Genomic DNA, 20920 nt, shown 5'->3' on the forward strand with positions numbered 1-20920 from the left:
TTTTGCTCAAGGCCAAGGGGGCCGGGCCTGCGGGCATTGGCCTGGCGCTGACGATGCTGTTCGTGGGGGGCGCCTTCGGCAAATTGCTGTGCGGTTACCTCGGTGCGCGCATCGGCATGATGAAGACGGTGTGGGCCACGGAGTTCACCACGGCGGTGCTGATAGTCATGGCGGTGTACCTGCCCTACGCCGGCTTGATGGTGATGTTGCCGCTGCTGGGGCTGGCGCTCAATGGCACCTCGTCGGTGCTGTATGGCGCGGTGCCGGACCTGGCGGGGCCGGGCCGGCGCGACCAGGCGTTTGCAGTGTTCTACACCGGCACCATCGGTGGCGGCGCGTTGGCGCCGGTGCTGTTCGGCAGCCTCGGTGATACCACCGGGGTGCCCGTGGCCGTCTTGTTGCTGGCCGCCACCTTGTTGCTCACCTTGCCGCTGTCCTGGCGGGTTCAGCAAGGGCTGGAGGCCCAGGCCCGGTAGGGCGAACGAATTTTCCAGCGTGTTCTGGCAGGTATAACAATGAATAACAGTGAGCCGTCTGCCGTGTCCTTGCCGTTGTCCCAGCGTGCGCAACGCCTCAGCGCTCCGGGCACGTCCAGCATGCGCAGCAAAGCCAATGCCTTGAAAGACGCCGGCGTCGACGTAATCAATTTTGCCGCCGGTGAATTGACCTTCGATGCCTGTCCGGACATGAAAGCCGCCGCGAGCGATGCGCTGGCCACTGCGCGCAACCGCTATACGCCGCCCATCGGCTTGCCCCAATTGCGCCACGCGCTGGCGCAGCAGGTCACTCAGCGCTGCGGCGTGAACTACAGCGCCGATGAAGTCGCGGTGACCGCCGGTGCCAAGCAGGCGCTGTATAACGCCGCGATGGTGCTGCTCGATCCGGGGGATGAGGTCATCGTTGCGGTGCCGTACTGGGAAACCTTTCCCACCCAGATCCAGCTGGCCGGTGGCGTCCCGGTCTATGTCGACACGGCAGCCGATGACTATCGCCTCACCTGCGCGGCCGTCGAAAACGTCCTGACTCCACGCACCCGCATGATTGTGATCAACACCCCGAACAATCCGACGGGCACGGTTTATCAACGCGAACAATTGTTGGGGATCGCCCGGCTCGCGTTCGAACACCGGCTGTGGGTGGTGTTCGACGAGTGCTACCGCAAGCTGGTGCGCGCGCCCCATGAACATCACAACATCGTCTCGCTGTTTGCGCCGCTCAAACACCAGACGGTGCTGGTCGATTCGTTTTCCAAGAGCCACGCGGTCACCGGCTGGCGGGTAGGGTATGCGTGCGCGCCCGCAGCGGTCATCGCCGCCATGCACAACCTGCAGGGGCACACCACATCCAACCCCAGCAGCCTGTCCCAATACGCCGCGCTCGGCACTTTGATGGCGGACGCGCCGCACTTTACCCGCCAGGTCAACGCCTTCCTCGACCAGCAACTGCTCGCGGCCTGCACTTGCCTGGGGCATATCGATGACATCACCTGCGCCCCGCCGGAAGGGGCGTTCTATCTGTTTATCGATGTGTCGCGCAAATTGGGTGGCCGCTACCTGGGCACCGTTATCCGTGATGTCGACCACCTGGCCGATCTGTTATTGACCCAGGCCCATATCGCGGTGGTGCCCGGCTCCGGCTGCGGCGACCGCAACAGTATCCGCATTTCCTACGCCGTTGAGCGCGAAGCATTGATCGAAGGCCTCACGCGCTTTGCTCGCTTCATGGCAGAAATCGTTGCGCACCAACCCCAGCCAAAAAGGATATGAGCCGTGGAAAATCTTAGCCGCCAATTTATCGGGTACGTGAACCAGGCGCTGGTGGATGTCGAGGACCGACATCTGGCCCAGGCCCTGCTCAGCGGTTTCAACAGCCAGCCTGCCGAGCTGGACAGGTACTGCGAGACCTATGTCGACATGACTTCCAGTAACTGGAGCGAGTCGTCGCTGTGTACGTTCTTCTGCGGCTGGCGCAGCCCGGACGGCGCCGCCCATGCTGTCTCAAGCATCATTGTGCGCATTCTCCAGGAGTCGGCATCCCTGGCCGACGCCGCCCGGCTGCAGATGCTCGAAGCGGCGGCGCACTGTGGCGAGATCATCGTCGAGGACATCGGACTGGGCGAAATGCACGGGCATCCGCACCACTCCAAGCTGTATTACCGCATGGCTTCGGCGATATGCGGCTCGGATGAATGGCGCCTGCAGGACAAATTCCTGAACCCGATCACCAAGGAATTTTCCGGCTGGGTTGGCGAAAAACGTCCATTGGCGCCGCAGCTCATTGAGGCGCTGGAAATGATGGCCATGACGGAGCTGTTCAACACCGGCGAATACAACCTGATGACGCCGTTATGGAAGCAGTGGTTGCGCGATGTGCGCGGCTACAGCGCCGGTGAGGCCAGCCGCGTGGCGAGCTTTCTCAGCGTGCACTGCGGCAGCGTCGAAGCGCGCCACTTCAAGCATGCGGCAGAGGCGCTGCGGCTGTATGCCAGCGCCACCGGGCAGGCCGTGGATTACAGCCGTATTGCGCAGCTATCCAGGGAGTACGTGGCCAGGGCCTGTGAGCATCTGCAAAAGATGGCGTCGGTGCTCAAGTGTGAACAGCCCGCCTGGGATTGAGGCGACCCGATAACCCTCGTTGTGCCGCTGACATGGAGCCTGGACCTATGATGGATACTGAAGCGCGCCGACGCCCTCTGTCGGCGCTACTGGATAGCACCCGTTGCCTGCGGGTACTCGAAGCCCATAGCCCGATATCGGCGTTGCTCGCGCAGCGCGCCAGGCTGGAAATCAGCCCAGGGCATACGGTGGGGTACGACGCCATCTGGTCCAGTTCGCTGACCGACTCGACCCAGCGCGGGTTACCCGATATCGAAATTCTCTCGCCCAGCAACCGCTTGCCGGGGATCCGCGAAATATTCGATGTGTGTTCGCTGCCGCTGATATTCGATGCCGACACCGGCGGCAAGCCCGAACATTTCGCGATTCACATCAAGATGCTGGAGCGTGCGGGCGTCTCGGCGGTGGTGATCGAAGACAAGTGCGGCTTGAAGAAGAACTCACTGTTCGGCACCGAGGTCGACCAGGCGCAGGAGCCCATTGAGACCTTTTGCGCCAAGCTCCAGGCCGGTTGCGCCAGCCGCACCGGCTCAGGGCTGATGCTGATTGCGCGGTGTGAAAGCTTGATCCTCGATCGCGGCATGGAAGAGGCGATGACGCGGTGCCTGGCGTATGTGGAGGCGGGGGCGGATGGCATCATGATCCACAGCCGCAGACAGGATGGTCTGGAAATCCTCGAGTTCGCCAGGCAGTTTCGTCGGCAACGGCCCAGGGTACCGCTGATTTGTGTGCCCACCAGCTACGCTCACCTGAAGTTCGAGGTGTTGCAACAGGCTGGTTTCAACGCGGTGATTTACGCCAATCACATGTTGCGCAGTGCCTATCTGGCTATGCGCGATACCGCTGTGGGCATACTCGCCCATGGCAGGACCCTGGAACTGGAGCCGCGCTGCCTGGGCATCGACGAAATACTCGACCTGGTGCCCGGGACGCGCTAGCGCGATGCTGTCGTCCAGCCGTTTACTCATTGGTGCATGTGTCGGATTGAAATCCCCGTTTCGGGGCGAAAAGCGCTGTTTATTTATACAAATGCACCATTTAAATTCATAAAGGCGACATTTTGCCCTGTCACGGTGCGAAATGAATTGATAAAGTCCGGCTCAATCTCTGTTTAACAACAATCATTTTGCCGAGACTTTTCATGAGCGAATCCGTCGAATCCTTCCTTGCCCGCCTCAAGAAACGCGACCCCGACCAACCGGAATTCCATCAGGCCGTGGAGGAAGTCCTACGCAGTCTGTGGCCGTTTCTTGAAGCCAACCCCCACTACCTGACCTCGGGCATTCTGGAGCGCATGTGCGAGCCGGAACGCGCGATCACCTTTCGGGTGTCCTGGGTGGATGATCATGGCAAGGTCCAGGTCAATCGCGGTTTTCGTATCCAGATGAACAGTGCCATCGGCCCGTACAAGGGCGGTTTGCGCTTCCATCCCTCGGTGAACCTGGGCGTGCTGAAATTCCTCGCCTTCGAGCAGACCTTCAAGAACTCCCTGACCTCGTTGCCCATGGGTGGCGGCAAAGGCGGCTCGGACTTCGACCCCAAGGGCAAGAGCGACGCCGAAGTGATGCGCTTCTGCCAGGCCTTCATGAGCGAGCTGTACCGTCATATCGGTGCGGACGTGGACGTACCGGCCGGTGATATCGGCGTGGGCGCACGGGAAATCGGCTTCCTGTTCGGCCAGTACAAACGCCTGGGCAATCAATTCACCTCCGTCCTGACCGGCAAAGGCATGACCTACGGCGGCAGCTTGATCCGTCCGGAAGCCACCGGTTTTGGCTGTGTGTATTTCGCCGAGGAAATGCTCAAGCGCGAGGGCCAGCGGGTCGAAGGCAAACGTGTGGCGATCTCGGGTTCCGGCAACGTGGCGCAATACGCGGCGCGTAAAGTGATGGACCTGGGGGGCAAGGTGGTCTCCCTGTCGGACTCCGAAGGGACGCTGTACGCCGAGAGCGGTTTGACCGAGGAGCAATGGTCGGCCCTGCTCGCGCTGAAAAACGTGCAGCGTGGCCGTATCAGCGAACTGGCTGAGCGTTTCGGCCTGGAGTTTCGCCAGGGTCAAACACCCTGGGCGCTGGCGTGCGATATCGCACTGCCCTGTGCCACCCAGAACGAACTCGACGCAGCGGCTGCCCGCACGCTATTGCGCAATGGCTGCATCTGCGTGGCCGAAGGCGCCAACATGCCGACCACGCTCGAGGCGGTGGATATCTTTATCGACGCGGGCATTCTGTTCGCGCCGGGCAAGGCCTCCAATGCCGGCGGCGTGGCCGTCAGCGGCCTGGAGATGTCGCAGAACGCCATGCGCCTGCTGTGGACCGCGGGTGAAGTGGACAGCAAGCTGCACAGCATCATGCAGTCGATCCACCATGCCTGCGTGCACTACGGCGAGGAAAATGGCCGAGTCAACTATGTGAAGGGCGCGAACATCGCAGGCTTCGTCAAAGTTGCCGACGCGATGCTGGCCCAGGGCATCGTCTAAGCCTCGGGCTCGATGCGCAGCACTTCGATCAACTGATCGCCGACGGGGCGCTTCCACAGCACCTCGTCACCCACCTGGGCGCCCAGCAACGCGCGGCCCAGGGGCGAACCCCAATTGATCAGGCCCGCGTTGGCGTCGGCCTGGTCTTCGCCGACCAACTGGATACGCTGCTGCTCGTCCTGCTCATTGGCGAAGGTCACCCAACTGCCGATGTGCACCTTGTCGGTGGAGGTGGCCGGCGGCACAACCTGGGCGCTTTGCACGCGCTGGTTGAAGTAGCGTAAATCCCGCTCCAGGTCGGCTTGGCGTTGCTTGTCTGCCTGCTCGCCTTTAGTGGATTCGGTGCTGTATTCCAGTTGCAACTGCGTAACCTTGGCCTGCAGTTGCGCCAGCCCTTGCGCAGTCAAACGGTTGGGCTGCGCGCTGACCTGACGCTCCACCGGCTGGTCGGCCTGGGCGGCGGCGTTGTCCTCATTTACAAAAGCTCGGCTCATGACATTCTCCTTCAATGGAGTTTGGGCCATGCTCACCGCCGGATCGTTCCCACGCTCATTGCGAGCGATAGGCTCTGGCCGCATCACGGTCTTTCTCCTGCTGCCACTCGTGCTCGCGATCGTTCCTGCGGTTGTCCTGGTACTCGCGCAATTCCTCGTTCTCGCGCATGGCTTTGCACTGGCGAAAACCGTCCTCCCAGCCTTCGGCGTATTGCCGGTCTTTCAAATAGCGCGGCACGTTCTTGCGAAACTCCCCGGTGATCACCCCAGCGGCCTGGCGCCCGCTGCTGCAACCGTCGTCAAAGCCATCGGCGAAGGCGGGTGGATAACCTTTGGCCAGCAACTCCTGATGAGTGGTTTGGCAGCCTGCTAACCACAGCGCCGTACTCAGCACTACCGCATATCGCCACATGGCGTACTCCCTGGCCGATTTACGGCTGATAGGGAGAGTCTAGAAGGGGATTTGTTGGGGCGGTGTGAAATGGCGGTGAGGAATGTGTGGTAAGCACAATGGCTTTGACTCAGCTCAACACCAAATGTGGGAGGGGGCTTGCCCCCGATGGCGGTGTGTCAGCCAACCTTGCAGTGACTGACACTCTGCTATCGGGGGCAAGCCCCCTCCCACATTTGATTTTCATCAGGCTTTAATTAGTAGTGATACCACTTCACTTCGAGCATCACTTCATTGACCGGCGTCGACAGGTGGCTGTATTCGCGCTGGGCGCTCAGGCGCAGGCCGAGGTTGCGTGACAGTTCCCATTGCTGGTTGAGGCTGATGCTGCGCCGCACTTCGCCATTGGTGAAGAAATCGCCCTTGGCTTCCAGGCTCAGGTTGCCCAGCGGGTTCTTCCACAGCACGCCGGTGTTGAAGCCGGCGGCGGGGGAGATGGCTTCGCTGAAGTCATTGTTGTGTTCCACACGCACGGTGCCGAGGGCGAAGCCGAGCATGTCGTCCGAGAGTTGCCAGGTGCCGCCGGCGCCGCCGTTGACGTGGGCGACCAGGGTTTCGTCGTCGTGTTTGCCCGGCACCCGTTCCAGGCCGCCGGTGACTTGCCAGGACCACGGTTGCAACAGGGCGTTGCGCGGGGTCAGGGAGCGGATGGTGGCCAGGTCCAGTTGCTGCAATTGCCAGTGGTTGCCTTCGTACTGGCGCAGTTTCATCTGCAGGATTTCGATTTGTGCGCCCAGGGGGAAGCCTTCGGCGTTGTCGTTGAGGTCGTGATAGGCCATGCGCAGGCCGTACTCGCCGAAGGCTTTGTCGCCGCGAGTGCCGATGCCGGCCTGCCAGGTGCGCGACTCGTGACCGTTTTCCGGCAAGCCGGGCGGGGTGATCTTCAGGTCGGGCGCCGGGTTCTGATTGATCGCGCGCAGCAGTTCGAAGCTGCGCTGGGAGCGTGCGGTGTCGCGTTCCAGGCCGTTGGCGCGGTAGCGGCCAAGGCGATAGGCCGCGTCCACCACCAGCGCCTGGCGCTCGCGCGGCAGCGCCTTGAAGGCTGGCTCCTGCAACTGTTTCTGGTCATCGCTGATCTTCAGTACCCATTGCTGCTCATCGCTGTCGAGCGGCTTGGCGCGTTCGAGCAGTTCGCGTTCACGGGACGGACGATAGTCGATCTTTTCCACCAGGCCCGCGTCCTTTACCGCTTTGACGGTATCGGTCGGGATCGCAGTGAGTGGGAATTGCTCGGTCAGGCGCAGGCCGGGGCGCGCGACTTGCAGCAGTTCCAGCAGGCGATAGGAGCAGTTTTCATCGAAGAAGAAGTAGTCGAACTGGATCTGCTTGAGCTCCCACACGTGCTCGACCATGCGCTTGGTCTCGACTTCGGTGAGGTTCAGGCGGTATTCCCACAGGTCACGGTTTTCCAGGCTGCGGTATTCGGAGAGTTTTTCCTGGTAGGGCACCAGGGCGAACAGGCCGGGGTAGCCGCCCATCAGGCCCTTCCAGGCATACAGAATGCTGTTGTCCGAGCCTTCGATATAGGCGCCGAAGTTGATTGCGTAGCTGAGCAGGGCGGTGTTGTTGCTCTGCACGTCGGCCTGGTCGATGCGCAGCAAAGTGTGACCGAACATCGACGAGGGGCTGTTGAGGTACGCCGCCGGGAAAATCATCACCGCGCTGTGGGGCGCGACGTCCGAGAACCACTGTTTGAATTCTTTGCAGTCCGCAGCAGGCAGGTCGGTCAGTTGCAACTGATCCTTGAGCCAGCGGGTGCGTGCGGGGTAGACGCATTGGGCATGTTTTTCGCCCAGGCCGGCCGGTGCGTAGAGCGCGTCCACAGTGGCCTTGAGTTCGGCGTCCGGATGATGCGCGCCGTCAGCGGCGAGAAAGAATTTCTTGTCGCTGACATAGCTGCGCCAGCCATTGATCTTGCCGGCCTCGTAATGCCCCAGCGAAAGCCAGAACGGATCATTGGCCAGTTGCTGCAAACGTTGATCGTCGAGGTGCGGGGCCGCGTGCAGCGGGGCGCAGGCGAAGAGAGCCAGGCAAGCGAGGCGTTTGAGCATGGGGGCTACTTAAGTCGGACTGAAAAAAAGACCCAAGGGGGACAGGTCGAAAAAACAAAACCCGCGCCTCGAAAGACGCGGGTGGGTCGAGCTTAAGCCTGGGTAGCGTATTTCGCCAGACGGGCATCGCTTTTCAGTACGGCAATGGTGTTGTTGTGCACGTCATCAGCAGTCACATCAGCCTTGCTGAAGATCTGCTGAAAGTGCTCGTGGGTCACGGCCGCGAAGTGATCGCGATCTTCCGGAGCCACACCCAGTACCACCGCGTAGGTGGTCAGGGCTTCGCCGTTGCCTTTGGCCATGTCTTCGGACAGCTCGTTCATCATGCCATTCATGGCAATCCAGGACTTGCCGCCGTAGGTCAGGGCGCTGTTGGTGCTGCAACCGTTGGTGCCCGAGGTCATGCCGAAGGTGGCGTTACCCGAGGTGCCGTTGGTGGTGGAAGCGAGGAAATGAGCAGGAGTACCGCGCTGGCCTTCAAACAACATGTTGCCCCAACCGCAGTTCGGGCCACCTGGTGCTTCTGCCATTGCATTGAGGGAGACGACGGTGAAGAGAGTACCAAGAAGGATCCGTTTCATAGCTTTGTTCTCTTTGTGTGCAAACCAATGGACAAGGGTTCAGGCGCTTCGCAGCACCCTAGGGGCCAGTTATTAGTCCAACCCGCGCAGTTTGGAGTTTAGGCACGTTCCATGGGTTCCGTGAGTTTTTATAAAACATTCAGTCTTGAACGTTTTTTTTGTGCGGCACGCGCCGTGGCTATGCTTTCCCAACAGCGCGCCTTGCCAGAGCGCGTAACCGAGAGCCAGAATGCCCCCATCTGCCCCGCCTGATGTAAGGAAGCCCGATGCCTGATCCTGTTGCTGCCAGCTTGCGTCTAGCGCCCGAAGCGCTGACTCGCCCTTTCTCCGCTGAACAGTTCAGCTTCTCGACCACCAATGATTTGGAGCCCTTTCGCGGTGTGCTTGGCCAGGAACGTGCGGTTGAAGCCTTGCAGTTCGGTGTGGCCATGCCACGCCCCGGTTACAACGTGTTTGTCATGGGCGAGCCCGGTACCGGTCGCTTTTCATTCGTCAAACGTTACCTGAAGGCTGAAGGCAAGCGCCTGCAAACCCCATCGGACTGGGTCTATGTAAATAATTTCGACGAACCGCGCGAACCACGCGCGCTGGAATTGCCAGGCGGCGGCGCTGCAGCGTTTATCACCGATATCAACGCGCTGGTCGACAATCTGGTGGCGACCTTCCCGGCCGTGTTTGAACACCCGACGTATCAACAGCGCAAAAGCGCCATCGACCGTGCATTCAACCAGCGCTACGACAAGGCCCTGGACGTGATCGAGCGCCTGGCCCTGGAAAAAGACGTGGCGCTGTACCGCGACAGCTCCAACATCGCCTTCACGCCGATGCTTGACGGCAAGGCGCTGGACGAAGCGGAGTTCTCGCAGTTGCCGGAAGCCGATCGTGAGCGCTTTCACACCGATATTTCCGAGCTGGAAGAGCGCCTCAACGAAGAGTTGGCGAGCCTGCCGCAGTGGAAGCGTGAGTCAAACAACCAACTGCGCCAGTTCAACGAAGAAACCATCACCCTGGCCCTGCAGCCTTTGCTTGCGCCGCTGTCGGAAAAGTACGCGGAAAACGCCGCCGTCTGCGGTTACCTGCAGGCCGTGCAGGTGTATCTGCTCAAGACCGTGGTCGAGCAATTGGTCGACGACGCCAAGACCGACGCCCAGGCGCGCAAGCTGCTCGAAGAGCAATACTGCCCAAGCCTGGTAGTAGGGCATTCGGTCAACGGCGGCGCGCCGGTGGTGTTTGAGCCGCACCCGACCTACGACAACCTGTTCGGTCGTATCGAATACAGCACCGACCAGGGCGCGCTTTACACCACCTATCGCCAACTGCGTCCGGGGGCGTTGCACCGTGCCAACGGTGGCTTCCTGATTCTTGAAGCGGAAAAAATGCTCAGCGAGCCATTCGTGTGGGATGCGCTCAAGCGTTCCCTGCAATCGCGCAAGCTGAAGATGGAGTCCCCGCTGGGCGAACTCGGCCGCCTGGCGACCGTGACCCTCAACCCGCAGATGATTCCGTTGCAGGTCAAGGTGATCATCATCGGGTCGCGTCAGTTGTACTACGCGTTGCAGGACGCCGATCCGGACTTCCAGGAAATGTTCCGCGTACTGGTGGACTTCGACGAAGACATCCCGATGGTCGACGAAAGCCTGGAGCAGTTCGCCCAGTTGCTCAAGACCCGCACCTCGGAAGAAGGCATGGCGCCGCTGACGTCGGATGCGGTGGCGCGGTTGGCGACTTACAGCGCACGCCTGGCGGAACATCAGGGCCGTTTGTCGGCGCGCATCGGCGACTTGTTCCAACTGGTCAGCGAGGCGGACTTTATTCGTCACCTGGCGGGCGATGAAATGACCGATGCCGGGCATATCGAGCGCGCGCTCAAGGCCAAGGCCACGCGCACCGGCCGTGTGTCGGCACGGATTCTCGATGACATGCTCGCCGGGGTCATCCTGATCGACACCGCCGGCGCCGCCGTCGGCAAGTGCAACGGGCTGACGGTGCTGGAGGTGGGTGACTCGGCGTTTGGCGTACCGGCGCGGATTTCCGCCACGGTGTACCCCGGCGGCAGCGGCATTGTCGACATCGAACGTGAGGTCAACCTCGGCCAGCCGATTCACTCCAAGGGCGTGATGATCCTCACCGGTTACCTGGGCAGCCGTTACGCGCAGGAATTCCCGCTGGCGATCTCGGCCAGCATCGCGCTGGAACAGTCCTACGGTTACGTGGACGGCGACAGTGCCTCCCTGGGCGAGGCCTGCACCTTGATTTCGGCGTTGTCGAAGACGCCGCTCAAGCAGTGCTTTGCCATCACCGGCTCGATCAACCAGTTTGGCGAAGTGCAGGCCGTGGGTGGGGTCAACGAGAAGATCGAAGGCTTCTTCCGCCTGTGCGAAGCGCGCGGGTTGACGGGTGAACAGGGCGCGATCATTCCCAAGGCCAACGTGGCCACGCTGATGCTCGACGAAAAGGTCTTGCAGGCCGTGCGCGCCGGGCAATTCCATATCTATGCGGTGCGCCAGGCGGATGAGGCGTTGAGCCTGCTGGTGGGCGAGGATGCCGGTGAGCCGGATGCCGAAGGGCAGTTCCCGGAAGGCACGGTGAATGCGCGGGTGGTGGAGCGCTTAAGGGCAATTGCCGAGATGATCAGCGAGGAAGACTTGAAGGAGGCAGAGAAAGAGCTGGCGCAGCAGGCTTTAGCTGAAGCCAAGCCCACCTGATCCCTGAAGCTTGATGAGATCAAAAATGTGGGAGGGGGCTTGCCCCCGGTAGCCATAGGTATCTACACAACTCTGTAGCGCCCAACCGTAACCGCGATGCGAAGCGAGTCGCTCTTGATCTTGATCTGCTTTTGATCTCAGGCGCCCCGTTAAACCACGCTGGCCGAACGCAGGCTTGAATCCGTGGGTAACCCGGCAGGACGCCGGGTTAGCCGCACTGGGCCATGGATGGCCCATTGCGGCGGCCCACGGATTCAAGCCGGAGAGAGGGCACACCGAGCCTAAGCGAGGTGCCGAGTGGTGGGGCAAGAGCGTTTTGCTTACTTTTGCGCTTTTCAAAAGTGAGCCGCCGTTGAACCCTAAGTGGCCGTGACCGCAGAAACGGATATGTACTCGATCTGATCCAGCATCCTGGTCGGCCCAGAGGCCGCCATCGGGGGCAAGTCGAATCGTCGCACCGCCCCTCCCACAGCTTGATCTGTTTTTGTCATTAAATTGACAGGTGCCTGGAGAGAATGTCCGTTGGTCTCTACGAGCTTGGTTCGTCGCGTTTTTCTTCTATTCTCAATATCAGGGATATCCGCAGGAGTCGCAGGATAGAAACAGCCTCGCCTTTGCGTTGGGGCTGAACACCGATCTACCGAGGGTCGCCGCCATGCCGCGCAACCTTTGCCTTACCCGCCAGTGCCTGGGCCTGGAAACCCGTATCGAATGCTCCATTCGTCCCCTCTCCGGGGAGAACGGGCTGTGGACGTTGTTATTTGCCGCCGGCATGTCGGGCGAGCAGCCTTCCACCGTCAAGTCTCAAGGCCCGTTTCACGGGCCGTTCGTGGCGGAAACCATGTTGGGTTCCATTGTCGACAGCCTGACCCTGCACGGTTACGAGCAATTGGACGAACCGCAGATCTGGTGCCTGCACCTGCAAGCCCATCTGCGCCAACTCAACGGCGGCCAGGAGCGATTGGCCCTGTAATCCCGGGCTATTTGCTTTCCGGTTTGTCCAGCTTGACCTCAAAGCCATATTGCACGGTGTTGAGGTCGGTGCGCTGGTAGCTTTCCAGGGTGGTCGGCTGGCCGTAGAAATAATGCACATCAAACAACGCCGTGCCGTATTCCTCGGCGCGGTGGCTCACGCCGAGAATTTCCTTGAGGTAGTTGCCGCTCGCGTCCCTGGCGTAGAAGCGCCAGCTGTCAGCGGGAAACGCTTGCTGGTCGACGATCAGCGCGTTGTCCTTGAGCGACAGACCCTTGGGCAGTTTTCCGACGTCAATCGAGGCCTTTTCGATGGTGGCGAGAAACAAGGGTACCGAGCCGACCACAAACGCCGGGGTTTCCGGGAACAGGTTGAGGTCATAGGTCAGCGTGCCGCTGGCCGCGTTCAGCTCGTAGGCTTCGGTCGGCAACTCGATGGGTTCGCCGCGCTCGCCCTTATCATCTGCGGTGAAAAAGGTGATCGGCGCGGCGCTGTTATTGCGCTCGGCGCCGACCAGGTCGTCATTGAAGGTGAAAGGGTGGTCGAACACGATTTTCGCGGCACTGGCGTCTTCGGTCGATTGGCTGATGGTAACGCTGTTTTTCAACTGATCTTCAGTCATTGACGCGTCTTTGAGCCAGCTGGCGGCGGCGTCGTCATACACCGTGACCGGCATCGGCAAGGGCTGCACGCTCTGTTGCAGGCTGTTTTTGTCGAAGCGCATCACCGGCAGGTCCAGCGCCTTGCGAGTCACCGTGGCTTTGGAAAAATCCAGTACGTTGACCTGCAGGGTATCGATCAAGCCGTTGAAGTACACCTTGGCGTAATGGCTGTTCTGGGTGTGTTCGAAGGCTTTTTGCGCGTCGGTGAGCTGTTTATCCAACGCTTCGGACCAGGCCTTCTGCTGTTGCAGCTGCGTCAGCTGCTTCTCATAGAACGCCACTTGTGCAGCGCTTTCGTTGATTGAACCTGAGCGGGTGAGAAATTGCCCGGTGTTGTCCCGGGCCTGTACCAGCAGCGGGTTGGGCGAGTCGTCGCCCAGCTCGGTGGCCAGCGGCTCGCTGTTGGTCAGTTCGATTTCGGCGTAATTTTTGCCCAGCGACAGCAGCTTGAGGCTGATATTGCCCTCGGTGCGTGAATGGCCAACGTCGTTTTTTGACAGGTCAAAGGTCAGCACCCTGCCCGGCGCGGCGACCTCAATCGTGCCTTTAAGGCTGACGGGCTGCGGCTGGCTCTTGTTTTCCGTCTCGATGCCCTCGATGAACGGGTAGGTCACCGTCAGGTCGTCGGGGTTGGTCAGGTTGGAACTGCTGGGACTGAGCTGGATGCCGGGGTCGGTCTCCGACCACTCCGGCTGGAAGGGAATGACTTTGTTGTTGCTCAAGGTCACCGACTCCCACTCCAGGCCATGGGGGAAGGGGAATTGCTCGGGAGCGTTGAACGTGAACGGGAAGACCGGCTGCAAATCCGTCAGGTAGTCGGAATGGGAGGCCCTGCGCAGGACGAACAGGCCGTTGATATAGGTGTCCACTAAGGCCTGGGGGCTGGGGTAATGCTTGAGCAAGACCAGGCTGTCTTCGCCGTATTCGGCCTCGATGGGCTTGGTGTCGAGCTTGATCCGCGCACGTTCCAGCAACAGCAGCGAACCGCCAAGGTCGGCGATGACGTCGCGCAGCTTGGGGTCCTGGATGCTGTCCAGGGACTGTTCGAACGTGGTGGTTTTTTCTTCGAGGGTGGCCTGCTTCTGCTCTTCTTTGGGAGAGCAGCCGCTGGTCATCAGCAACGCCGCGCACAGGCCTAGACTGGCCAAAGGGGATCGCACATCCATTATCTGAGTTTTCCTGTCCGACATCATCGAGCCGAGTGAATGGTCTCGACACTAGCAGAAAAATCCTCTTACAGATGCCACTTGGCGCAGTTTTCTCGCGGTGACAGGCGCCGGGTAGCCACTGGTATACTCGGCGCCATTTTTAGCCAAGCTGTGTGGGATTCAATGGAACGCTTTATCGAAAACACGATGTATGCCGCGCGCTGGCTGCTGGCGCCGATCTATCTGGGTTTATCCCTGGGGTTGTTGATCCTGGCGATCAAGTTTTTCCAGGAAATCATTCACGTGATTCCGAATATTTTTTCCTTGCTGGAATCGGAAGTAATCCTGCTGCTGCTGTCGCTGATCGACATGGCCCTGGTCGGCGGCCTGCTGGTGATGGTGATGATTTCCGGCTACGAGAACTTCGTCTCGCAGCTGGATATCGATGAAAACAAGGAAAAGCTCAACTGGCTGGGCACCATGGACTCTTCGTCGCTGAAGATGAAAGTGGCGGCCTCCATCGTGGCGATTTCCTCCATCCACCTGCTGCGCATCTTCATGGACGCCAAGAACGTCGATCCGCAACACCTGATGTGGTACGTGATCATCCATATGACCTTCGTGGTCTCGGCGTTTGCCATGGGTTACCTGGACAAGCTGACCAAGCACTGATGGCGCGCGCCGGCCTTACTGCTCGACGAAGTAGTAGGGCTGGCGGTTGATCTTCATTTGCTTGACCACGGTGACTTTCTGACTGAGCCGATCGGTCTGATCCAGCAGCGCGACGTTGCCGGGTTTGGCGCTGAGAAAGGCGTGCAATTGGGCCTCGGTCTGCAGAATCGGCAAATAGGCCTGCAGATAGAACACACTGGCGCCGGCGATTCGCTCATTGGGTTGGAACAGCGCCACCTCTTTACCTTCGTCCTGCAGTGTCTGGACCTGACTGATCACCGGCACGAATGACTGGCGCACATCGGCTTTGGGGGCGAACCAGAAGGCGGCGCTGAGATAGCAGGCGATGGCCAGGGTGAATACACCGCCGATGATCTGTCGGTGGTAGCGGTAGAGTGCCGGCTTGTGTTGTTTGACCCACTCCAGCAGCACCCGCGCATATTCCGCCGCCAGTACGGCGGCGGCCGGAGTCAACGCCATCAAATAGACGGTGCGTTTGCTCGAGGCCAGGGTCAGCAGGGTGAACTGCGCCACCAGCCACACGCTGAAAAACAGGCGGTAGCGGTTGCGCACCAGGCTTTTGCGAAAGTGCCACAGGCCCAGGTACACCAGAATGTTCCATGGGAGGAAGGCCTCAGGCAGTTTAACGAGGTAGTAATAGAACGGCTCGTAATGCCCGGCTTCCACAAACGAGCCGCTGAAGCGCCCGACACTGTTGGTCCACAGCACGTCACCGACAGCCTGCATACCGCCGCGCTGAAACAGAAACCCGAGCCAGATCAGCAGCGGCACCAGCGCCAGCAGCGTGAACAGCGCCGGCTTGAGCCAGTCGCCGATACGCAGGCGCTTATCCATCAGGCTGGTGCACGCCAGGTAGACAAAGATCACAATCCCCGGCATCGCCAGGCCCAGCACACCTTTGCTCAACGTGGCGATGACCATCCCCGCCGTAAACAGTGCCCACGCCCAGGCGCTGGAACCCTGGCGCTCCGACTCGGGGCGCATTGCCTGATAGAACCCCAGCAACGCTGCAGTCACGCCCAGGGCGAGCAACGAATCTTCACCCACTCCTCGCACATTGCCCCAATAGCTGGCCATGGTCGCCAGGATCAACGCGGCGCTGAACGCCAGCGTTGTGGGCCGCCCGAACCGGCGCAACATCCCGTAAAGCAGCATCACGCTGAACAACCCGGCAAACGCCGACGCCAGGCGCACGGCCCCGGTGCTCGCGCCAAACAGACGAATCGCCCCGGCGTCCAGCCAAAGACTCAGTGGCGGTTTCTCCAGGAAAGGCTCACGAAACAGACGCGGCACCACCCAGTCATTGTCCAGGTGCATGGCCATGGCAATCCCCGAGACGCGGGCCTCGGTGGAGCCTTGCAGTTCATGGTTGCCAAGGGCGAAGAAAAACAGCAGGCCAACGAGCAGGAGCAGCAGGGGAACGGGACGCGTCATTGAGTGGCTACCGGGCAGGGGACCGCTCGGGGGAGCGGGCATGGCTGCCGGCTAGTATAGGGAGGGGTTTCTTAACGGTTCGTGAACGAGTGTAGGGTTTTTGTGCGGTCAGGCGGCGAGAGCTTTACGTACCTGACACGCTAATCCGCGCCCTTGGCAGCAAATAATCTCTTGGCCTGCGCAAAACACTTCTCTGCAATGGCCGAGCGCGGTTCGGTCTTGCGCATCACCATGCCCAGTGGTGCGAGCACGCTGGCGTCCGGCAGGTTGATGAACGCGAGGTTCTCGATCGGGCTTTCCAGGCCGCTGTCCAGCGGCATGATTGCGCAGCAGAAGCCTTCGTGGATCGCCTGGAACAGCTGATAGGTTGAGTCGCTTTCGAGCATGGGCTGGGGCGCCAGGCCGCGGCTGCGGAAACTCAGGTCAATGGACTTTCGATAGTGCATGCCCGTGCTGATCATCCCCAGGGGCAATTGCGCGGCGTCTTCCCAGCTCATTTCGCTGCCTTCGAAGTGGAAGTGACGGGTGTCGTACAGCAGGCCGACACGGGTCTCGCCCAGCTCGAAAAAATCCAGGTAGTTGGCGTTAACGTGGTCCAGGTAACACACACCCAGATCCAGTTGATTAGTGCCCAGCGCCTCGATGATGTTGTCCGAACTCATCGACGTCAGGCTGAACTTGAGCTCGGGAAAGGTGTGGGACAGGCTCTGGATATAGCTGATCGGGTTGAACCCGCTGAGCGGCACCAGGCCCAGGCGCAAGTTACCCACCAACTGGCCGCGACACGCGGCCGCTTCGGCGAACAGCCCGTCATGGGCGGCGAGCAAGGTTCTGGCCCACGCCAGCACGCGTTCACCGGCCTCGGTAAAGCCTTCGAAACGCTGGCCGCGGGTGACCAGCTCCAGGCCCAACTCCTCCTCCAGATTGCGCAGGCGCATCGACAACGTCGGCTGGGTGATATGGCAGCGCGCAGCCGCCTGGCCGAAGTGACGGGTCTGCTCCAGCGCAATCAGGAATTTGAGTTGTTTTATGTCCATCAAGGTGCCTGCCAGGGAAGAAGTGAAAGGTCTGTCAGAGTGGAATCACCTATTCCTGAGAACTGGCCAACGCACTCGATAACCGGTCGCCAGACAATGCTGGATAGCCCGATCAGCCTTGACGATTAGACAGGCATTTTTCAGTTCAGTACACAGTCGATGGCTTGAAGGACGGGCGGCAGCCCTGCCGTGCGCAGGATGGTATGGGGTTGAAACCGGGTCGATCAGCCGCCCGTCATGTTCATGAAGCGCACCACCTGCACCTCATCGTCGAGGGTGAAGTTGTGTCGATACGGCTTGAGTTTCATCGACTCGACAATCGCACGCTCCAGGCGTCTCGGTTCGCCCGGATAGCGCCGCAGCACCGCCTTGAGGTCGACCGAATGCTCGTTGCCCAGGCACAGCAGCAACCGGCCCTCAACGGTCAGGCGCACACGGTTGCAGGTCGCGCAGAAGTTGTGACTGTGGGGCGAAATAAAGCCCAGGCGAATATGCGGCGCCTCGGCCAGACGCCAGTAACGCGAAGGCCCCTGGGTCGATTCCGCAGAGTCGATCAGCGTGTAGCGTTCAGCGATACGCTCGCGCACCTGCGCACTGGAATAAAACGCCTCGGCACGGCTGTGTTCGCTGATCACCCCCAGCGGCATTTCTTCGATAAAGGATATATCCAGACCACGGTCGATGGCGAAGGCCACCAGGTCGTTGACCTCATGGTCATTGCGACCCTTCATCACCACGCAATTGAGCTTGGTGTGCTCAAACCCCGCAGCATTCGCGGCATCGATACCGGCGATCACCTTGGCCAAGTCACCGGTGCGCGTCAGTTCACGAAAGCGCGTGGGGTCCAGGCTGTCCAGGCTGATATTCAAGCGCTTAAGCCCCGCATCGAACAACGGAGCGGCCAGCTTGCCCAGTTGCGAACCGTTGGTGGTCATGCACAACTCGCGCAGACCGGGGAGCGCGGCGATGCGTCGGCACAGCTCCACCACGCCCTGACGAACCAAGGGCTCGCCGCCGGTCAGACGGATCTTGCGCGTGCCCAGCGCGACGAAACTGTGTGCCAGTTGATACAGCTCTTCCAGCGACAGAATCTGCTGGCGCGGCAGGAACTCCATGTCCTCGGCCATGCAATACACACAACGGAAATCGCAACGGTCAGTGACGGACATCCTGAGGTAGTCGACCCGGCGCGAAAAGCTATCCATCAGGATTTGATCGGTCATGAAAAACCTCGGCGGCGGCGTCGGGCGCATAACCCTGGCGCTTTAATGGGCGCGTTATCTACGCGAGGCTAGAGTTGTTTTGAGCGTACGTCTAATCAGTATTAGCAACTGGGTGATCGACGGGGTCTATGGGGTGTGGCTGATGGTTTTTAGGGGGCGGCGCGGTGGCGGGTGATGAAGGGCTTGGTCTGTCAAGGTTCGATTCCGTCCAGCGGCGAGGGCGCCTCGCTCGCCGCAGGTACGGAGTGATCGTGCGGTCGGTTTCTATGGGTTCTCGCCAGTTGTCTGCACAGTGAATACCTGAGTTTCCAGCATCCGCTCCAGCAACAACTCCCCCAGCACGACCAGTTGCTGAGCCGCCAGCAGCTTGTGGCGGTGTGAGCCTTCCAGTTCAAAGGCCAGGTCGGTGGTCATGACGTTCAGGGAGGCGAGGGTTTCACTGGCTTGGACCAGCAGGGTTTCGACGGGGATGCCTGGGGCGAGGGTGAACAGGGTTGTTGGGGGATTGGGGGTGATCTTTTTCATGATGAAGCTCCCACACTGTTTAAGGAGCCGCCGCCCCCTGCTGTCAAACAGGATTGGGTGGCAGCTGTACGCGGGTTGACAGACCGGAAGTGTAGGAACCCGGCGCACCCGAAGATGCCCCACGCACAGCCACCATGAACGAGGCGGAACGCGTAGCGCATGCCGTCTTACCAAGGGGTGTGAAAGGTTACACTTTTCGGCCTGTCAAAGCCGATCGCTGATGAGCAGCGACGTGGAAAAGTTAGCGTGGTGGAGGGGGTTGTGCCAGTTCATTGAAGGCGCGATATGTTGAAGGAAAATTCTGAAGGCCTGTCTGCTGGGCTTTTTGAACCTCAGAAACAACAAAACCCGCACTAGGCGAGTTTTGTCGATGCTTCGTCCGGGGTAATCTGAAACGGTAACTTATCATATTGATTATTACAGCTAATATTATTTGTGTGCTTTGATTGGAATACCAAATGGAATACCTTATGAGATAGCACTCCGTTATCCCCGCCTGTATTCGATCTGAAAACTTTGCTTCGCATCCATGATAAGCAGTGATCTTCTCGCGGCAGTCGGGACAACGGGTAGCAATCGATCCAAGTCGGAAGGTGGCAGCAGGCAGAAACCGGCCAAAAGTAGCCATTCAAGGGCACAGCCCGGGTGATTTCGGAACATAATCCCCCTCTTGTCTAAAGCCCGACCTGCAAGCTAATGTGCAATCCGCTAAGCATGGCGGCAAAAGGCCTTGCCAGGTTGGCTCCTAAACCCCAATATTCGCGCAGAAGTCTTAATTAAAACTGTCAAGCCCGCTCACGAGAGAGTTCTCATCCGCCAATGAATGTCTATGTAGTTAGGCTAAGGAAGAAAAAATGGATGCCAGTATAAATGGCCCGGTACTCGCTGCAGCGGCCGCCATTACAGTTGCGGTAATTGCCGGTAGCTTTTCCTTCCTTAATCTAATTACCTCAAAAGAACAGAAAGTCTCTGAGTTCCGCCAGCAGTGGATCGACTCGCTAAGATCATCGATGGCCGAGTACTTGTCTGCTTTGTCCTATCTCTCGGAACTTTACAGAAACTTCTCTGAGCAATCGGGACAAGACAAGGATCGGTTCGAGATTGCTGAAAAAGTGGAAGACACCCATGTCCGGGTAAACCAGTCGTACAACGACATAGTCTTTCGCATAAACCCTGCTGAGGATAATGCCGAGGGCCAAAGCCTTAACAAGACTTTCCTAGATGCGCTTGAAAAGTCAAAGGAGCACTACAACCAAAGTGAACACAAGGAAGCCCTTTCTGCATGTGACGCTGTACGGGAGGCCGGCAAGCCCCTGCTCAAGCACGAGTGGAAGCGTGTAAAGCGAGGGGAACCCTCTTATATCAAAGCAAAGAGAGCCGCTCTAGCGGTGTTGGGGGCGGGATTAATTGCAGCAGTTGTCATCACGGTGCTGGTTGTGGCCGGCTTCCGAGTTATGCCGAGCGAAGCGGCCGTCGTTCAGATGACAGCACAGTCTTCGGCAGTCAGTACGATCGCTGCACCCGAGTCCCCGGAGCGAGCGTTAGCGCTTCAAGGACTCGTGGGCATTGCGAAGCAGTTTGTCTGGGGTATGAATTTGTTCGGGCTGATCGTAATTGCGGCGACGCGGTTTTGTTGGCATACGAAGTTCGGCTGGGCGGCGAGCGGAAGCCTTCTGCTAGTCGTCGCCATCGGCAATGCTCTGCTACTCACAAGCGCGGGCCTAACTCCCTCGCAAGAAGCGGGGTCGATTTTCGGTCTAGTGGTCCATGGATCGCTTGGCTCGCGCTTCATCGGGAACTGGCTGACTGATGGTGCGACCTAAGTAGACATGAGGCCATGATGAACACT

The 20920-nt window shown here is 59.8% G+C and carries 18 protein-coding genes; 9 read left to right on the top strand and 9 right to left on the bottom strand.

Annotated features, from left to right (window positions below):
* From BFP89_RS02545 to gdhA, 5 genes are all read left to right on the top strand, one after another.
* A partial coding sequence (locus BFP89_RS02545; protein WP_141689029.1) for an MFS transporter occupies positions 1–476 on the top strand: 476 nt, incomplete at its 5' end.
* 39 nt (positions 477–515) lie between these two features.
* Positions 516–1766 (top strand): aminotransferase class I/II-fold pyridoxal phosphate-dependent enzyme, encoded by a 1251-nt coding sequence (locus tag BFP89_RS02550; protein WP_065883849.1) that lies wholly within the window; start codon positions 516–518, stop codon positions 1764–1766.
* Positions 1767–1769: 3 nt separating this feature from the next.
* On the top strand, positions 1770–2615 hold the full coding sequence (locus tag BFP89_RS02555; protein ID WP_065883851.1) for a hypothetical protein: 846 nt from the start codon (positions 1770–1772) through the stop codon (positions 2613–2615).
* 47 nt (positions 2616–2662) lie between these two features.
* Entirely contained in the window at positions 2663–3553 is an 891-nt protein-coding gene (gene aepX / locus BFP89_RS02560) for a phosphoenolpyruvate mutase (RefSeq protein ID WP_065883853.1), read from the top strand.
* Positions 3554–3756: 203 nt separating this feature from the next.
* Positions 3757–5094 (top strand): NADP-specific glutamate dehydrogenase, encoded by a 1338-nt coding sequence (gdhA, locus tag BFP89_RS02565; RefSeq protein ID WP_065883855.1) that lies wholly within the window; start codon positions 3757–3759, stop codon positions 5092–5094.
* On the opposite strand, the gene BFP89_RS02570 is transcribed toward gdhA, so the two are convergent.
* The 4 genes from BFP89_RS02570 to BFP89_RS02585 all read right to left on the bottom strand — a co-directional run bounded on the left by BFP89_RS02570 (position 5091) and on the right by BFP89_RS02585 (position 8671).
* On the bottom strand, positions 5091–5588 hold the full coding sequence (locus BFP89_RS02570; protein ID WP_065883856.1) for a GreA/GreB family elongation factor: 498 nt from the start codon (positions 5586–5588) through the stop codon (positions 5091–5093). The two genes, gdhA and BFP89_RS02570, sit on opposite strands and share 4 nt — an antisense overlap.
* Before the next feature lie 55 nt (positions 5589–5643).
* Positions 5644–6000 carry a hypothetical protein gene (locus BFP89_RS02575; RefSeq protein WP_065883858.1) on the bottom strand — a complete coding sequence of 119 codons (357 nt, stop codon included), beginning with the start codon at positions 5998–6000 and terminating at the stop codon, positions 5644–5646.
* A 236-nt stretch (positions 6001–6236) separates the two neighbouring features.
* The gene (locus BFP89_RS02580) at positions 6237–8090 is read right to left on the bottom strand and encodes an Lnb N-terminal periplasmic domain-containing protein (RefSeq protein WP_065883860.1); all 1854 of its coding nucleotides are present in this window, start codon (positions 8088–8090) and stop codon (positions 6237–6239) included.
* A gap of 92 nt (positions 8091–8182) precedes the next feature.
* Positions 8183–8671, bottom strand: a complete 489-nt coding sequence (locus BFP89_RS02585) for a DUF3015 domain-containing protein (RefSeq protein WP_003194274.1) — start codon at positions 8669–8671, stop codon at positions 8183–8185.
* A gap of 266 nt (positions 8672–8937) precedes the next feature.
* Here BFP89_RS02585 and BFP89_RS02590 point away from each other — a divergent pair, with 266 nt between their 5' ends.
* Both BFP89_RS02590 and BFP89_RS02595 read left to right on the top strand, forming a co-directional pair.
* The gene (locus tag BFP89_RS02590) at positions 8938–11376 is read left to right on the top strand and encodes a Lon protease family protein (RefSeq protein ID WP_065883862.1); all 2439 of its coding nucleotides are present in this window, start codon (positions 8938–8940) and stop codon (positions 11374–11376) included.
* 655 nt (positions 11377–12031) lie between these two features.
* Positions 12032–12349: a PA4575 family protein gene (locus BFP89_RS02595; protein ID WP_065883864.1), complete on the top strand. Its 318-nt coding sequence runs from the start codon at positions 12032–12034 to the stop codon at positions 12347–12349.
* 7 nt (positions 12350–12356) lie between these two features.
* Here BFP89_RS02595 and BFP89_RS02600 read toward each other — a convergent pair whose 3' ends face one another.
* Complete coding sequence (locus tag BFP89_RS02600; protein WP_065883866.1) at positions 12357–14177, bottom strand: hypothetical protein; 1821 nt, start codon at positions 14175–14177, stop codon at positions 12357–12359.
* Positions 14178–14342: 165 nt separating this feature from the next.
* Here BFP89_RS02600 and BFP89_RS02605 point away from each other — a divergent pair, with 165 nt between their 5' ends.
* Positions 14343–14831 carry a TIGR00645 family protein gene (locus tag BFP89_RS02605; protein ID WP_057724985.1) on the top strand — a complete coding sequence of 163 codons (489 nt, stop codon included), beginning with the start codon at positions 14343–14345 and terminating at the stop codon, positions 14829–14831.
* A 15-nt stretch (positions 14832–14846) separates the two neighbouring features.
* Here the strand turns inward: BFP89_RS02605 and BFP89_RS02610 are convergent, their stop codons facing one another.
* The 4 genes from BFP89_RS02610 to BFP89_RS02625 all read right to left on the bottom strand — a co-directional run bounded on the left by BFP89_RS02610 (position 14847) and on the right by BFP89_RS02625 (position 19071).
* Entirely contained in the window at positions 14847–16286 is a 1440-nt protein-coding gene (locus tag BFP89_RS02610; protein WP_065883868.1) for an ArnT family glycosyltransferase, read from the bottom strand.
* Between the two features lie 140 nt (positions 16287–16426).
* Positions 16427–17323 (bottom strand): LysR family transcriptional regulator, encoded by an 897-nt coding sequence (locus tag BFP89_RS02615; protein ID WP_065883870.1) that lies wholly within the window; start codon positions 17321–17323, stop codon positions 16427–16429.
* 224 nt (positions 17324–17547) lie between these two features.
* The gene (gene moaA, locus BFP89_RS02620; protein WP_065884004.1) at positions 17548–18546 is read right to left on the bottom strand and encodes a GTP 3',8-cyclase MoaA; all 999 of its coding nucleotides are present in this window, start codon (positions 18544–18546) and stop codon (positions 17548–17550) included.
* Between the two features lie 264 nt (positions 18547–18810).
* Positions 18811–19071, bottom strand: a complete 261-nt coding sequence (locus BFP89_RS02625) for a DUF6124 family protein (protein ID WP_065883872.1) — start codon at positions 19069–19071, stop codon at positions 18811–18813.
* A gap of 854 nt (positions 19072–19925) precedes the next feature.
* On the opposite strand from BFP89_RS02625, the gene BFP89_RS02630 reads away from it, so the two are divergent.
* Positions 19926–20894 carry a hypothetical protein gene (locus BFP89_RS02630; protein ID WP_065883874.1) on the top strand — a complete coding sequence of 323 codons (969 nt, stop codon included), beginning with the start codon at positions 19926–19928 and terminating at the stop codon, positions 20892–20894.
* The last annotated feature ends 26 nt before the right edge of the window (positions 20895–20920 follow it).

This window comes from Pseudomonas sp. 31 R 17 (genome assembly GCF_900004915.1).
In the GTDB taxonomy this organism is placed as follows: domain Bacteria; phylum Pseudomonadota; class Gammaproteobacteria; order Pseudomonadales; family Pseudomonadaceae; genus Aquipseudomonas; species Aquipseudomonas orientalis_A.